We start from the raw sequence: 14,851 nt of genomic DNA on the forward strand, positions 1-14,851 counted from the left end.
AGGTCGGCTCTGCTGAAGTGCGGTGACGTTTTGAAGACCGGATGTTGCGGCTCCCACGACTCCGAAAAGGTGGTCACGATCGCCTGAAAGCTGCGCACGAGCGGCTGAAATCGCTGCTCATGATTCCGTGAAAGCCCGATGCGGTGCTAGTCCGTGCTCACGATCGCCTTGGGCCTCGGTCGTCTCGCCACCAATGTTCTCGACGCGGAGCAGGATTTTCAAACCGTCCGCACGCCCGCCGATGAGCACGAGCAGTGAGATCGAGGTCGTCATGCGGTCGAACCTGACGCGAACAATTTGCCGTCGAGGTCCGGCCTACGATCGGCTCGTCGGCCAGCGAGCGCGGAGAGTAGGCCAACTCAAATTCCAATGACTCCCGCGAGGGCACCCGGATCCTAGCTAAGCTAGGCGCCGCTGACCAAGCATCTGCAATAAGTTCTTCAGATAACTTCACAGAATCTTTGCGAGGTCAGATCGCTCAGAATGGTAGCAGCCCCTAGGCTGAGGTGTGCACAAATTCAACAAGTCGATGCCTGTTTACTCTCAGGCCGTCGCCCAGGGCACTACGGAGGTGAACGCCGATGGCAAAAGAGCGCTCATGCGTAAAGCCGGCCAAGCCCTTGATCCAATTGCCCTGTCGGCCGACCCAGCCCTGTACGGCGTGGCCCAGTCGTCATCGAAGTCACTTTCCGGAGTCAAGCGCCGACAGAGCGAGATTACTTGAACTTGTCAGGTCCTCATGGCGGCCACGAAAAACGGTCACGGTGATCGCGCGACGCCGGATCGAAGTGAAACGCTTCCGGTTTGGCGTGCGGCAGCTTGAATAGCTGCACGAGGGATCGCCCTGTATACCCGCTTCGAGGAAGCACTTTCAGTCGGAGTTCCCACGTTGGTAGCTATCTCCAAGAGTTCTTCGAAATCAGTAGGGACAAGGAATCAGGTCCTGTCGGCACTCGCCAAAGGCGCACAGATTGAGGCTGAGCTTGCCTTCGCCAAAGCTCCAGGCATCCGAGGATCGCACTGGATCTGGATCCTGAGTTGGTAGGGGAAGTTCTCAAGCCTATGCGCATCCTTGCGGATGAGGGGAGGGCAATGCTCGTTGTAACGGAGGAAAATGGCATTCGCGCGGGAGGTGTCCGTTAGCACGATTTTTTCTACGGCGGCACAGTTGAGGCGGAAGGTACGCCCGCCCAAGTGTTCGTCGACATCAGTACGGTGCCCCGCTTTTTTAACGGCTTGCAAATAGGTGCTGCCTTTGGGCCGAGCAAGTGACCAACCGTCAAGAGCTCGTTGCCGTGCTGCCAGGGCAGCGGAATTTGAAGATGAGAGGGTGGAGCGGAAAGAATGCTGAACGATCGACGGTCGCATGGGCTTTGGGCGCGGACAGCTCCGCCGCCGCCTGCAACGGAAAAGCTGGGAGGCGACCTCGTCGCGGATGTGGCGATCGTCGGCGCCGGTTATACCGGGTTGTCCACTGCGCTGCACCTTGCCGAGCGGGGCCTGGACGCTGTCGTGATCGAGGCAGCCGAGATTGGTTTTGGCGCCGCCGGGCGAAGTACCGGGTTGGTGAATGCGGGCCTCTGGGTGATGCCCTCGGCGCTCAAGGAGACGCTCGGTCCGCTCTATGGCGATCGTTTGCTTAATTTGCTGCGCGATTCCCCACGCACCGTCTTCGAGATCGTCGACAAGCACAACTTGCAGTGCGAGCTGAAGCGGGCCGGCACGATCCATTGTGGAGCCGATAAGAAGGGCGTTGCCGAGATCGCGGAGCGAGCTCGGCAGTGGCAGGCGCTCGGCGCCCCGGTGCACATCCTCGACCCCGCAGAGACGCGTGCCAAGACAGGCACCTCGGCATTCCCCGGAGGCCTTCTCGACCTGCGTGCCGGGACGATCCAGCCGCTCGCCTATGTGCGCGGCCTCGCTGGTGCGGCGATTGCCGCCGGCGCGACCGTCTTTACGGCGAGCCCGGTCGAGCACATCGCGCGCGAGGGCCGCCTCTGGCGGCTCGCCACGCAAGGTGGAACCGTCCGGGCCACGTGGGCGGTTCTTGCGACCGACACCTACACGGCGCGCATGCTTCCCGAGCTGCGCGGTGAGCAAGTGGTGCTGCCCGTGTTCCATGTCGCGACTGCGCCGCTGAGCGACAGCATTCGCCGCACGATCCTTCCTGAAGGGCACGGCGCGTGGGACACCCGCACCGTGCTGACCGCCTTTCGCACAGACGATGCTGGCCGCCTCATCGTCGGCAGCGTCGGCGCGCTCCGCGGCACCGGAACCTTGATCCATCGCAACTGGGCGCGGCGGTGTATCCGGGCGCTCTTCCCGCAGATCGGGGAGGTCAAGCTGGAGCATGAGTGGTACGGTCGGATCGGCATGACGAACGACCATCTGCCTCGCCTTCACGCCCCAGCGGAAAACATGATCGCGCTGACGGGCTTCAACGGACGAGGCATCGCGCCGGGCACTGTGTTCGGCCGCGAGCTCGCCCGCCATATCAGCGGCGAGCTGCGGCTCGATGGGATGTTCCTGCCCGTGTCCCCGGCGCAGAACGCCCCCTTTCGGGCCATCAGAGAGGGCTACTATGAGCTCGGTGCGCAGATTGCGCATCTGCCGCCGGCACGCTGATCTGTGGAACCTCGCAGGTTGTCCTCGGGCGGGCCGAGTGGGCTGATGGGTGCTTTTGAGCCGACACTGCCATGTGGTCTATGCCACTATAGCGGTGAAGCCATCGTGGCACTTCGGCGTTGCGCTCGTCTGAGGGTTGTAGGCGTAGGCCCATTCGTGCAAGCTTGTCTGAATGTAGCGCTCAGCTTTCCAGTTGGTCCTGGGAGTGTGGGGCTTGGTGAGATCTGAGGCAGACCAAGACTTTTGCAGGCTGCCCGGAAAGTCTTTGACCGGTAGGAGGAGCCGTTATCGGTCCTCACGCGCTCGATACGGATTCCCATCTTGGCGAATAGGCAACGGCGGCCTTGAGGAAGGCGACAGCGCTCGCCTTGCGCTCATCGGGCATGACATGTACGAAACCGACACGCGAAGCATCGTCGATGCAGACATGGACGAACTGCCAGCCGATGCCGAGGTGGCGGTTAACCGCCAGTTTGCCGTCCAGTAGCGGTGTCCCACCGAGCCGATCCGGCCGAGCTTCTTGATGTCGAGATGCATGAGTTCGCCCGGATGCTCCCGGTCATAGCGGCGCACGGGCTCCAGCTCCAAGGCGCTCAGCCTTGTTCAAGCCCAACGGGCGCAGAACACGGCTGACAGTCGCTGGCGAGAAGCCGGCCTCGGCGGCGATCTGTTTGCCCGTCCCGCGCTGACGGCGCAACAACCGTTCGATCGTCTCGATAACCGCCGCAGGCGTCGGTCGGCTCAGCCGATGCGGGCGGGAGGAGCGAGCTCGCAATCTCGCCGATCCTTCGTATCGGTCGACCCACTTGCGGACCGTCCGCGGGCAGACGCCTGCGACTTCGGCGACCGCCTCCGGCGTTTGCCCGCTCTCGACCTGCCTTACAATTCGCTCTCGACTGCGCGTTGTCAGCCCGGCATTCTTATGAACGTTCATCCGGTCCTCCGAGAATCACTGAAGCTTCGACAAGCTCAGCTTTTCCGGTCCGGACCGGATGAACAACCTGCTGAAAGCTCACAGCTAGGTAAACGGTGGTCATTGTAACTCCCGTCGCCCCGATCCTGCTCCATCGCCGAAGATAGCCAGGACGGCGTTCGAGGTGGACTCGCTGCCATGGTCGCTGACGATCAGCGTCGGCCAAGCGGCGAGCCGATCCAGCTTGCGAGCAACCAGTCAACTGCACCCAAACGTCAGTCCCATTCTAGTGATCAGCCTGCCCGCGCCCCCCGATCGCCGTAAAAGTTGCTGCGTGCGAAAATCTTGGCCGCTCTGCCAGCATCCCCGCCTCAAGTTCGGTGGGCGAGAAGACGGCTTTCCTGCCGGGATCGTTGCTATCAGCTTATTCGGCCTTCCCATTTAGCGTGACGGAAGCTGCGCGCCAGCGTATCACCGCTTTTATGCAAATCTCGTCCCGCGACGCCGATCTCCTGCGTAGACAGGGGATGATTCGGGTAATTCGGCCCCTTTAGACGCGCTACAGTCCACCAAGGCAACCTGAGCGGTCCGATCCACCTTATAAGCCGGCCTGATGCGGGCGATTCAGAACATTCCAACTCCGCCTCCTCCCAAGGCGCACCGGCCCGGCAGCGAGCTCAGTCTCCTGCCGGGCCCTTCTAAGTGTCTGCGCCCCGTCAGCCAGCGTCGGGAGGTCTCACTTAGCCTTAGATATGTCGGCAACGTTCCCTTCCTCAGGGCTCTGCGCTGGTGTCTCTCGGCATCCACCTGTTTGTCCAGACCGGCACTTACGGCTTCGTACCATAAAAGTCCTCCTAAATGTTCGCGGTTATCGTTTGCAACGAGAACGGCCGTGAAACGGTATTAGACTCCACTTAGCTTATGACCGCAAAAAAGACGCCCCCGCCGATGTGCTGCAAAGAACAATCACAATGGTAGCTAACATGATGCTCACCCGCCCTTCATTTTTATGGCCTTGGTTTGTGCTGGTGCTGGCCTAGCTGCCGTCACTGGTCCGCAGGGGCTAGATCAAACGGAAAACCGCGGATCACTTTTGACAGGCGGTTTTCGGCCTTTATGGTTGGGCTACTGACGGAAAGCTGGTCGGCTTTGAGCCCGACCGTCTGGCCGAACTTGAAAAGTAAATGGCCTCAAATGCGAGCTGTTCGCGCAGAGCTTGGGACGGCATCATCACGGGGTTTCATCGACGATATCAGGCAGCAATGCTTGATTGGTATTCGCACGGGAGGTGTCCGACCGCGCGATTTTTCTCTACGGCGGCAGTATTGCGGCTGAAGGTACGCCCGCCCAAGCTTGCAAAAAAAACGAGATCGGCGGTTTTTTGTCCGACCAATCGTTCCAGATCGGCGATGCGAGCGAATGCCTTCGACAGCTCGTCAGACTTGTCCGGCGGCCCAGGCACATGCAGGATCGTTTGCTTGCAGCCGCACCGCTTCGACGCGCTGCGGACGCCCAGTACCACGCAGCGCCGAAGACCCGCCAACGCGAAACTGCTTCTGCCACTGTAGAGACCCATTGCGCGAGACGCCGAGTTCCCGCGACAGCTTGCTCACGTTCGCGCCCATCGCCATGCGCTGCACCGCGGCAAGCTTCAACTCGCGATTGAACCGTCGCCAGACTCTTCTTTTCTCATCAGTCCTCCTTCCGGAGAACTGTTACCCTTTTGCCTCTCAGTGCAGGGTGCACTACAGTCGGTATGAAGGGGTCGCAATACTTGGTCCGCCGGACTAGCTCGGAGGCAGCAAGAAATTTCGGGCAGCGTCGCAGAGGATAACAGCGCCTATCGACAGCGCCTGTTCATCGACTCGAAATCGCGGATGGTGAAGCGGATAGACCGCTCCGAGCTCCTCGTTGCGGATGCCCAGCCGGAAATAGACCGACGGGCACTTCTCGCTGTAAAAGGCGAAGTCATCGGCTGCGGTCCAGCCCGGGGCGCTCAGCATGTTGTCCTGCCCCAGCAGGCTGGCAGCGGTTCGGCGGATGATCTCGACCATGTCAGGGTCGTTGATGACCGGTGGTTCGCCGCGCCTCAGGTCCACCTCGGCACTGGCATTGTGGCTTGAAGCGACGCCCTCCACGATCTGGCGCAGCCTCTTCCAAGCATGCTGGCGGGTATTTTCATGCCCGCTACGGATCGTGCCTTTCAGCCTCGCCTCGTCGGCGATCACATTGTAGGCGCCGCCGCCGCCTCCGATGGCGGTGATCGAGACGACCAGCGGGTCATACGGGTCGATCTCGCGCGACACGATCTTCTGCAGCTCTGTCACTACCGAGCAGGCGACGGCGATGGCGTCGACGCCTTCGGACGGTTTTGCCGCATGCGCGGAATTGCCGGTGACCGTGATGTCGAAAATATCGCAGGCAAGCGTATATGGCCCCGCGCCGACCGCAATCTTTCCAGTCGCGGTATAGGGATCGACATGGATGGCGATCGCCGCGTCGACGTCGTCCAGCAGCCCTTCCTGGACGACCCGGCGGCCGCCAAGCGGTTCCGCCTCTTCGGCGGGCTGGAAGATGATTCTGGCGGTGCCGCTGAACGACTGCTTCTGGCGCTCCAGAAGAACGCTGGCGGCATAGCCCATGGCAGTATGAGCGTCGTGGCCGCAGGCATGCATGACGCCCGGGCGCTCGGAGCTGAACGGCACGCCCGAGGCTTCCGAGATCGGTAGCGCGTCGATGTCGGCGCGGATCACGATTTTGCGGTTCGAGGGACCGGCCGCACCGACGACATCGACGGCGAGACCGAAGCCGGCCACGGGCCTGATGCCGCTCAGCCCGGCTTCTTCCAGCACCTCTCTCAGATAGGCTTGCGTCTCGCGCTCTTCGTTCGAGAGCTCCGGATTGCGGTGGAGGTGGCGGCGGATCTCGATCATCCTGCGCTCCAGCGCGGCGTCCATCAATCTATTGCCGGTTTCAGCGTTTGACATGGATCTCTCGCGGGAAGCTGGTCAGCGTCTCGCAGCCGTCGGCGGTGACGAGGATCGTTTCGCTCACTTCGATCCCCCAGCCATCCATCCACATACCGAGGATGGAATGAAGGACATTGCCCGGCTTCAAAATCGTCTTGTCGCCCTGGCGCAGGCTGATCGTGTGTTCGCCCCAGTCTGGCGGATAGGCGGCCCCGATCGAATAGCCGATGCGGGACTCCTTCTTCAGGCCGTAGCGCTGGATGACCTTGCGCCAGCTCGCCTCGACGTCTTCCGCCACAACACCAGGCTTGATCGCAGCAAGGACGGCCTCCATGCCTTCGATCACGGCCTTGCCGGTGTCGCCGACCTTGGCAGGCATGGCGCCTAGCTGAAGCGTCCGCGCCAGCCCGGCGGCGTAGCGGCGCACAACCCCGGCGAGTTCGAGTGCGACGGTTTCGTTGTCGCCAAAGCGGCGGTCGCTCCACATCATGTGCGGTGCCGAGGCGTTTTCGCCGCCCAGTATGGTCGGCGGCAGGGCGGTGATGTCGCCAGCGAAATCCGGCGAGCCGGCGATCTGGGCGGCCTGGATCCTGGCGATGGCGTCGCACTCGCGCACGCCTGGCGCAATCACGTCATAGGCCGCGGTGACCGCCGCCTCGGCAAGGCGCGAGGCTTTGCGGAGGTAGCCGATCTCGGCGTCCGACTTGACGCTGCGGATCCAGTTCACCAGAAGGTCGGCTTCGTGGAAGATTGCATTGGGCAGGCCCGCGGTCAGCCGCGCATGCGCCTTAGGGGAATAGTAGTAGGCCTCGAGCTCGATGCCGATATTGCCGCGCCCCCAGCCCTTTTTTTCGATCCAGGCAGCAATCCAGTCCATTGGATGGCGGTCAGGCCGCTGGACATGATCTTCCGGAAACCCGACGACGTTCTGGGGCTTCATCCATGCGGTCAACAGCCCGCCCGCGGCATCCATGGCGCGACCGATCCAGACCGGCTCCTCGTCGGCGAGCGGCACCAGGACCATTTGCGGCGTGTAGAACGACCAGCCGTCATAGCCGGTGATGTAGTGCTGGTTGGCGACGTCGTTGATCATCAGCAGGTCAAGATTGCGGCGCGCCATGTCGGCGCGGACGGCGGAAAGCCTGCTGCGGTATTCGCTGAGCGCAAAGGGCAATTGGATCATATGGAATTATCCTATTGTATCGTGTCCGAGTGTGTTCACTTAATGCCAGTGCTAGTGACGGGCTGGGCCGACCCGGCTTGCAACAGGACAAATCGGCAAGAGCTGATCGAAGCCGGACCAGTTCGACCTCCCGTCTCCCGCTCGGTTATGCTGAGCCAGTCAGCAAAGGAGCGCCATACGCAATCATGAGAAAACAACGCGGCGCTCTGCTAGTGGCAATTAGGCATTCTTTCGTTACTTAGCCTCCGATCGATTTGCCGGGTTCTATTTTCCGGCCCGCTCGACCGAATTCTCTCGCGTTGGTAAACTGGTAATCGTGATTGATGCGGCGCGCACCCGTAAGCGTCGCGATACGCTTTTGAGAAATGCGATGCTGAGACAAAGCCGCAAGCCATCGCGATTTCAACGACTGGCAGGCGCGAGCTGATGAGTAGCAGGTGCGCTCGTTCCAGACGAAGATCCAAATAATAGCGGCTCGGAGAACATCCTAGTTCCCGCCTAAACAGCCGCTCGATTTGACGGCGGGATAGTCCAGCGACTCTCACAAGTTCGTCCAATAGCAATGGCTCGGTGAGGTTTGCCTCCATCGCCTCGATTACCTTGATGACAGCCTGGTGATTTAGTTGCACTCGAGAATGAAGTGGTAGACGTTGGCGGTCACCCGCTGAACGGGTGCTACACGCGATAGCTTTTTCGCAAATTCGGTTCACGACTATCGCGCCATGATGGTTGTCGACTAAGTCAAGAAACATGTCGAAAGGGGCGTCCCCTCCGGCGCAAGTGTATAGGTTCCCGTCCCGCTCGAATGCTGTTTGAGTGGCTATCACGCCTGGGAACCGCTCAGAGAATATAGGAAACTGCTCCCAGTGAACCGCGCAACGCCGCCCTTCTGCAAGCCCCGCCCGAGCAAGCGCAATCGTACCGCTACTTATCCCTACGAGGCTGCTGCGGCGGTTGCGACACTCTCGTAGCCATGCGTCAAGCTGTTTGTGCGGACCAGGAGCATTGCGCCCGCCCACGACTACGACAGCAGGTGCTGAGATCGATCGCCGAGTCCTTTCACGTTCGAAGGACAACGAAGCATCGGCGCAAACCAACAACCCGCAACTCGAGGCCGCAGGTTGCCCGTCGTCCGAAATGACCTGCCAGCTATACACGTTCCGCCCCAACACCTCGTTTGCGAGCCTCAGCGCTTCTACTGCCGACGAGAAGGCCTGGAGGGAAAAGGCCGGGAGGAGATAAAAGCAAAAATCTCTGCACGTGGGCTGTGGGTCTAGCATCCCGGGGGCTCCTTCTCCTACCCTGATCTCTCGTGCGTCCAGCGGCCATACCAAAACTGCGCGACTGACTTCCTTCGTTGGAGACTGCCGACATCGGGAGGCTTTCAGGGCGTCCTGACACCGCAAATTCGGCTGCCGTGCGCCTCAGATGTTAAGCCCGTCTCGCGAGAGCTCATCCATAACGAAGCGAACTGCACTTTCAGCGATGCCAACCATTTCTTCGACTTCAGCCTTGGTTGTCACCAAGGGAGGAGCGAAGCCGAGAATGTCACCATGCGGCATGGCGCGAGCGATCAGACCGCGTTCACGCGCTGCCTTGGAGATTCGCGCGCCGATCTTGAGTGTCGGATCGAAACGCTTCCTGTTGTCTCGATCGGCTACGAACTCAATTGCGGCCATAAGGCCGACGCCGCGCACTTCGCCGACGATCGGCAACTGGGAGAATTTCTCCTTCAGCTGCGCTTGGAAGAATGCACCGACCTCGCGAGCGTTGCCCGGAAGGTCTTCTTTCTCGACGATGTCCAGCACTGCGTTGGCCGCGGCAGCCCCGATCGGATGACCTGAATAGGTGTAACCGTGCGAGAATGCGCCGACCTTGTCCGCCCCGTCCTCCAGGACCTTGTAGACCTTTTCACCGACAATTGCCGCGGAAAGTGGGAAATAGGCCGAAGTCAGACCTTTTGCGATCGTGATGAGGTCGGGCTCGATGCCATAGTGCTGCGAGCCGAACATAGAACCGGTGCGGCCGAACCCGGTGATTACTTCGTCGGCAATCAGAAGCACATCATGCTTTTTGAGGACCGTTTGTATAGCTCCCCAGTAGCCTTCCGGCGGAGGCGTGACGCCCCCGGTGCCGAGCACGGGCTCGCCAATGAAGGCTCCAACGTTGTCCGGGCCAAGGCGCTCGATCAGTTGGTCAAGCTCGACGGCGCGGCGTGCGGAGAATTCGCGTTCGGTCTCGCCCGGGGTCGCGCCCCAATAGTGATGCGGAACACCGGTGTGAACGATCTGCGGGAGCGGCAGATCCATATTGTCATGATAGAAGCTCATCCCCGTCATCGAGCCGGACACGACGCTGCACCCGTGATAGCCGCGTTCACGCGAGATGATCTTCTTCTTGTTCGGCTTGCCACGCAGATTGTTGTAATACCAGACAAGCTTGGCCTGGGTCTCGTTCGCATCCGAGCCGGACATACCGTAGAACACCTTGCTCATCTTCCCAGGCGCCATCTTCACGAGGCGATCAGAGAGGATGGCGAGCTCATCGGTCGTGTGCGCCGCATAGGAGTGGTAATACGCTAGGCGATAAGCCTGACGCGAGATGGCTTCAGCCACCTCGGTGCGACCATAGCCGACATTGACGCAGTAGAGGCCGGCAAAACCGTCGATAAATTGGTTGCCATGCGCGTCCTGAATGCGGATTCCCTTCCCTGTCTCGACGATCGTCGGCTCGCCGAGCTTACCGGTAGCGAAATCCTTGAGCTGCGTGAATGGATGCAGGACAGCGTTTCTATCCTTTTCGCTGATATCCTTGATGTTGATAGTCATAGGGTTTTCCTTTCAGTCTAAGATGTTGCCGATGCACACGTATTTGGGTTCGAGATATTCGGCGAGACCATGTCTTGAGCCCTCCCGGCCGAGGCCGGATTGCTTCCATCCGCCGAAAGGTATGGGCGCGCCTGTAAACTTCGGGGTGTTGACGGCGACCATGCCGTACTCCAACTGGTCGGTCAGCCGCATGGCGCGGTTCAGATCTCTTGTGTAAACGTAAGCCGCAAGGCCCATTTCCGAGCTGTTGGCCCGCGCAAGCACTTCCGCCTCTTTATCGAACGGAAGGATTGCAGCCACCGGCCCAAAGGTCTCTTCCCTGGCGACCAGCATGTCGTCAGTGACGTCGGCGAGAACGGTCGGGGTCACAAAATTGCCGCCGAGCGGACTCTTCTGTCCGCCAACAACGATGCGGGCTCCGGCACAAAGAGCTGCAGAAACCTGTCGCCTGCACTTTTCCGCGACAGAGGGTTTGGTCATCGGGCCAATGTCGACACCGGGCTCGAATCCGTGCCCGACTTTCAGTTTACTGGTGGCCTTCGCGAATTCCTCCACAAAGCGTTGATAGCTTCCCCGCTGGACATAGATCCTATTCGCTGCCAGGCAGTCCTGACCGGATGTGGCGAATTTGGCTGCCATGCATCCAGCCACGGCAGTCTCCAACGGTGCGTCATCGAAAATGATAAAAGGAGCATTGCCGCCGAGCTCAAGTGAAGCCTTCTTCAGGGTTTTTGCGGATTGCTCGAGCAGGATCCGACCGACCTCGGTCGAGCCCGTGAAGGAGAATGCCCGCACATCGCTATGATCCAACAGGCATTTTGCGAGCGGGGCAGCGTCTCCCGTGATCACTTGAAACACGCCGGGGGGGACTCCTGCCTCCTCGGCAAGACGGGCAAGCGCCAGAGCTGACAAGGGCGTTTCCGGGGCCGGCTTGACAATCATGGTGCAGCCGGCAGCCAGCGCGGCTCCTGCTTTTCTGGTGATCATCGCCGACGGAAAGTTCCAAGGCGTGATAGCGACCGTCACTCCGACCGGCTGCATCCGCACAGAAAGTCGGCTGCCGGCAAGATGGCTTGGGATTGTCTCGCCATATGCCCGCTCGCCCTCCGCTGCAAACCAGTCAAGGAAGCTAGCGGCATATGAAATCTCACCGCGTGCCTCGACCAATGGTTTGCCTTGCTCGGCGGTCATGATGGCGGCAAGGTCTTCCGCATTCTCACGCATACCTGCAGCCCATTTCCGCAGGTATTCGCCCCGTACCGAAGGAAGAAGATCGCGCCATCGTTGAAATGCGCTTCTCGCGACGTTGACTGCAGTGTCCACGTCGGAAATCTCACAGGCTGCCACCTGAGCCAGTTCCTCGCCAGTAGCCGGGTCAACCACAGAGATTGTTTCACCCTTGGAGAGCCAGGCGCCATTCACATAAGCGCACTTTTGCAGAAGGTCCTGCCGTTTAAGCCCATTTAATGCGGCGGTTGCCGAACCTTTCATCTCTAACCCCAAATCGAGTGTTCATTTCCGTCAAATTAGCCCGGCAAGTGGGGCGACCGGCAGCGCGATGCAGGTCCGCCAAGGCGTTCTCCTGCGAATAATGACGTTCTGCTGAGCTTTTTCTCCGTCTGATCTCTGTCTGCTTTTTGGGGAGCCCCATGAAGGAAAGAGGACATTTCTGCCAGTCTACGCGTGGCCTAAACGTGGCGGACGTAGCTGGTAAGTGTCGGCCTCGCTATGGCGGTGCCTCTTGCGGGGATGTGCCGGCCCTTGGTCGCACAGCACACGGGGCATAGTTGTCGTGGCGCTTTGATAGGTCGACGAGCGTCTCGACTGAAACAGCATTGGGTGACCTTTATTCGAGAGAGATCTCCTGTTTAGCCATCGTCGCCATGGAGATCTAATTCGTCCAAACCCACCCCCCACCAGTCTAAACTCCTCTTGCCGACGATATATCTATGGAGGGCGTTCCAAGCCGGCCGCCGCGTAACGACGATGGAACTATTGAAAGAGGATTTGCTGCGCAACTACGCAAAAAACGCAGATGTTGTGCGACATCTCCTCGCTGGCGGCACAAGCCCAGCGCCTAAGGCGTGCTACCGTGTGAAGGAACACAAGCGGACATAGAAAATGTCTAGCCTACTCATCGCCCGGCTGCAGGGGAGACGCAACATGAGCCACACAATCAACCACCTCAAAAAGCTGAGGCTCCAGCGCAGCGAACTGGCGGTTCCGGGGTCCAGCCCGGAGATGATCGACAAGGCGGCGAACAGCGCCGCCGACTTCGTCTTCCTCGACATCGAGGACGCGGTCGCTCCACCCGACAAGGAGCGCGCCCGCAAGAACATCATCCAGGCGCTGAACGACATCGACTGGCGCGCCAAGGGAAAGACCGTCTCGGTGCGCATCAACGGTCTCGACACCCATTACATGTATCGCGACGTGGTCGACGTCATGGAACAGGCCGGCGATCGGCTAGACACCATCCTGGTGCCGAAGGTCGGCGTGCCGGCCGACCTTTATATGGTCGAGGCCATGATCAACCAGATCGAGATGGCCAAGGGTTACAAGACCCGCGTCGGTCTCGAAGCGCTGATCGAAACCGCGCTCGGCATGGCCAATGTGGAGACGATCGCCGCCACGCCGGGCCGGCTCGAAGCTATGCATTTCGGCGTCGCCGACTATGCCGCCAGCAACAAGGCGCGCACCGTCAACATCGGCGGCCTCAATCCCGACTATCCCGGCGACCAGTGGCATTTTGCCTTGTCGCGGATGACGGTGGCCTGCCGGGCCTATGGCCTGCGCGCCATCGACGGACCGTTCGGCGATTTCTCCGATCCCGAAGGCTACATGGCCGCCGCCAAGCGCGCCGCGGCCCTCGGCATCGAAGGCAAATGGGCGATCCATCCATCGCAGATCGAGCCTGCCAACAGCGTGTTCTCGCCACCGGAAAAGGAGGTCGCCCGAGCTCGCCGCATCCTGGAGGTGCTCAAGGAAGCGGAGGCGCTCGGAAAGGGAGCCGCGGCGCTCGATGGCAAGATGATCGACGCGGCTTCGGAACGCATGGCGCGCAACGTGCTGGCGGTCAACGAGGCGATCGAGCGCGCCGGCCACGCGCAGACGAGGCACTGACAGTTTTCGGGAGGAAAAGATGGACATTCACGAATACCAGGCCAAGGAACTGCTCGCCCGTCACGGCGTGCACGTGCCGCGCGGCGGTCTGGCCTACAGTCCCGAGCAGGCGACATACCGTGCTAAGGAGATCGGCGGCGGCAAATGGGTGGTCAAGGCGCAGATCCATTCCGGCGCGCGCGGCAAGGCCGGTGGCATCCGCATCTGCACGTCCGACCAAGAAGTGTCCGATGCCGCCGAGGCGATGCTTGGCAGGAAGCTGGTGACGCATCAGACGGGGCCGCGCGGCAAGCTGGTGTCGCGGCTCTATGTCGAAGAGGCCGTCGATATTCGCCAGGAAATCTATCTCGCCTTTGTTCTCGACCGTAAAGCCGAGCGGGTGATGATCGTCGCGTCTGCGTCCGGCGGCATGGAGATCGAAGAGATCGCCGAAAAGCAGCCAGGTTCAATCATTCGCGCGACTGTCGACCCTGGCGCGGGCATGCAGCAGTATCAGGCGCGCGAGATCGCCTTTGGCCTTGGTCTCGAAAACAACCTGATCGGCAAGGCGACCGAAACGCTGCTTGGTTGCTACCGCGTGTTTCGCGACTACGACGCCTCGATGCTCGAGATCAATCCACTAGTCGTAACCCGTGACGGTAATCTGATGGCGCTGGACGCCAAGATGTCGTTCGATGAGAACGCACTGTTTCGTCGTCCCGAAATCTCCGAACTGCGCGACAAAAGCCAGGAAGACCCGCGCGAGACTTTCGCCAGCGACCGCGGCCTTTCCTATGTCGGGCTGGACGGCAATATCGGCTGCATCATCAATGGCGCCGGCCTCGCCATGGCTACGATGGACATGATCAAGATCGCCGGCGGCGAGCCGGCAAACTTCCTCGACATCGGCGGGGGCGCCTCGCCGGAGCGGGTCGCGAAATCGTTCCGCGCCGTGCTTGGTGACAAGAATGTCGAGACCATCCTCGTCAACATCTTTGCCGGCATCAATCGCTGCGACTGGGTCGCCGAGGGCGTTGTCAGGGCAATCCGCGAAGTCGGCGTCAACGTGCCGTTGGTGGTGCGGTTGGCCGGCACCAAGGTCGAGGAAGGGCGCCGCATCCTGGCCGATTCCGGCGAGGCGGTGATCGTGGCAGATACGCTGGCGGAAGCCGCCGAAAAGGCGGTTGCTGCATGGCGGTCCGCCACGATGAAAAAAGCAGGCTGAGGGAGG

General features: G+C 60.7%; 9 protein-coding genes and 1 pseudogene. 3 read left to right on the top strand and 7 right to left on the bottom strand.

What is annotated here, in order from left to right; genetic code table 11:
- Positions 1 to 1,344: 1,344 nt before the first annotated feature.
- Positions 1,345 to 2,625, top strand: a complete 1,281-nt coding sequence (locus NMG80_RS09695; RefSeq protein ID WP_254017875.1) for an NAD(P)/FAD-dependent oxidoreductase — start codon at positions 1,345 to 1,347, stop codon at positions 2,623 to 2,625.
- Here the strand turns inward: NMG80_RS09695 and NMG80_RS09700 are convergent.
- The 7 genes and pseudogenes from NMG80_RS09700 to NMG80_RS09730 all read right to left on the bottom strand — a co-directional run bounded on the left by NMG80_RS09700 (position 2,580) and on the right by NMG80_RS09730 (position 12,009).
- Positions 2,580 to 3,559 (bottom strand): annotated as a pseudogene (locus NMG80_RS09700) (IS481 family transposase). The gene NMG80_RS09695 and the pseudogene NMG80_RS09700 sit on opposite strands and share 46 nt — an antisense overlap.
- A 1,415-nt stretch (positions 3,560 to 4,974) precedes the next feature.
- Positions 4,975 to 5,169: a hypothetical protein gene (locus NMG80_RS37270; protein WP_367185941.1), complete on the bottom strand. Its 195-nt coding sequence runs from the start codon at positions 5,167 to 5,169 to the stop codon at positions 4,975 to 4,977.
- A gap of 156 nt (positions 5,170 to 5,325) precedes the next feature.
- Positions 5,326 to 6,525: a M20 metallopeptidase family protein gene (locus NMG80_RS09710; protein WP_254017877.1), complete on the bottom strand. Its 1,200-nt coding sequence runs from the start codon at positions 6,523 to 6,525 to the stop codon at positions 5,326 to 5,328.
- Positions 6,512 to 7,690, bottom strand: coding sequence for a M24 family metallopeptidase (locus NMG80_RS09715; RefSeq protein ID WP_254017878.1), 1,179 nt, complete (start codon positions 7,688 to 7,690; stop codon positions 6,512 to 6,514). The genes NMG80_RS09710 and NMG80_RS09715 overlap by 14 nt, the downstream gene beginning before the upstream one ends.
- Before the next feature lie 209 nt (positions 7,691 to 7,899).
- The gene (locus NMG80_RS09720; protein ID WP_254017879.1) at positions 7,900 to 8,970 is read right to left on the bottom strand and encodes a GlxA family transcriptional regulator; all 1,071 of its coding nucleotides are present in this window, start codon (positions 8,968 to 8,970) and stop codon (positions 7,900 to 7,902) included.
- 144 nt (positions 8,971 to 9,114) lie between these two features.
- On the bottom strand, positions 9,115 to 10,518 hold the full coding sequence (locus tag NMG80_RS09725; RefSeq protein WP_254017880.1) for an aspartate aminotransferase family protein: 1,404 nt from the start codon (positions 10,516 to 10,518) through the stop codon (positions 9,115 to 9,117).
- A gap of 12 nt (positions 10,519 to 10,530) precedes the next feature.
- Positions 10,531 to 12,009: an NAD-dependent succinate-semialdehyde dehydrogenase gene (locus tag NMG80_RS09730; RefSeq protein ID WP_254017881.1), complete on the bottom strand. Its 1,479-nt coding sequence runs from the start codon at positions 12,007 to 12,009 to the stop codon at positions 10,531 to 10,533.
- Positions 12,010 to 12,681: 672 nt separating this feature from the next.
- Between NMG80_RS09730 and NMG80_RS09735 the strand changes: the two genes are divergently transcribed.
- Positions 12,682 to 13,641, top strand: coding sequence for an HpcH/HpaI aldolase/citrate lyase family protein (locus NMG80_RS09735; RefSeq protein ID WP_254017882.1), 960 nt, complete (start codon positions 12,682 to 12,684; stop codon positions 13,639 to 13,641).
- 19 nt (positions 13,642 to 13,660) lie between these two features.
- On the top strand, positions 13,661 to 14,845 hold the full coding sequence (locus NMG80_RS09740; protein ID WP_254017883.1) for a malate--CoA ligase subunit beta: 1,185 nt from the start codon (positions 13,661 to 13,663) through the stop codon (positions 14,843 to 14,845).
- The last annotated feature ends 6 nt before the right edge of the window (positions 14,846 to 14,851 follow it).

This window comes from Mesorhizobium escarrei, assembly GCF_935825525.1.
In the GTDB taxonomy this organism is placed as follows: Bacteria; Pseudomonadota; Alphaproteobacteria; order Rhizobiales; family Rhizobiaceae; genus Mesorhizobium; species Mesorhizobium escarrei.

Coding starts and splice junctions, on each gene's coding strand:
- NMG80_RS09695 (WP_254017875.1), top strand. CDS start 1,345: ATGCTGAACGATCGACGGTCGCATGGGCTTTGGGCGCGGACAGCTCCG.
- NMG80_RS37270 (WP_367185941.1), bottom strand. CDS start 5,169: ATGGCGATGGGCGCGAACGTGAGCAAGCTGTCGCGGGAACTCGGCGTC.
- NMG80_RS09710 (WP_254017877.1), bottom strand. CDS start 6,525: ATGTCAAACGCTGAAACCGGCAATAGATTGATGGACGCCGCGCTGGAG.
- NMG80_RS09715 (WP_254017878.1), bottom strand. CDS start 7,690: ATGATCCAATTGCCCTTTGCGCTCAGCGAATACCGCAGCAGGCTTTCC.
- NMG80_RS09720 (WP_254017879.1), bottom strand. CDS start 8,970: ATGCTAGACCCACAGCCCACGTGCAGAGATTTTTGCTTTTATCTCCTC.
- NMG80_RS09725 (WP_254017880.1), bottom strand. CDS start 10,518: ATGACTATCAACATCAAGGATATCAGCGAAAAGGATAGAAACGCTGTC.
- NMG80_RS09730 (WP_254017881.1), bottom strand. CDS start 12,009: ATGAAAGGTTCGGCAACCGCCGCATTAAATGGGCTTAAACGGCAGGAC.
- NMG80_RS09735 (WP_254017882.1), top strand. CDS start 12,682: ATGAGCCACACAATCAACCACCTCAAAAAGCTGAGGCTCCAGCGCAGC.
- NMG80_RS09740 (WP_254017883.1), top strand. CDS start 13,661: ATGGACATTCACGAATACCAGGCCAAGGAACTGCTCGCCCGTCACGGC.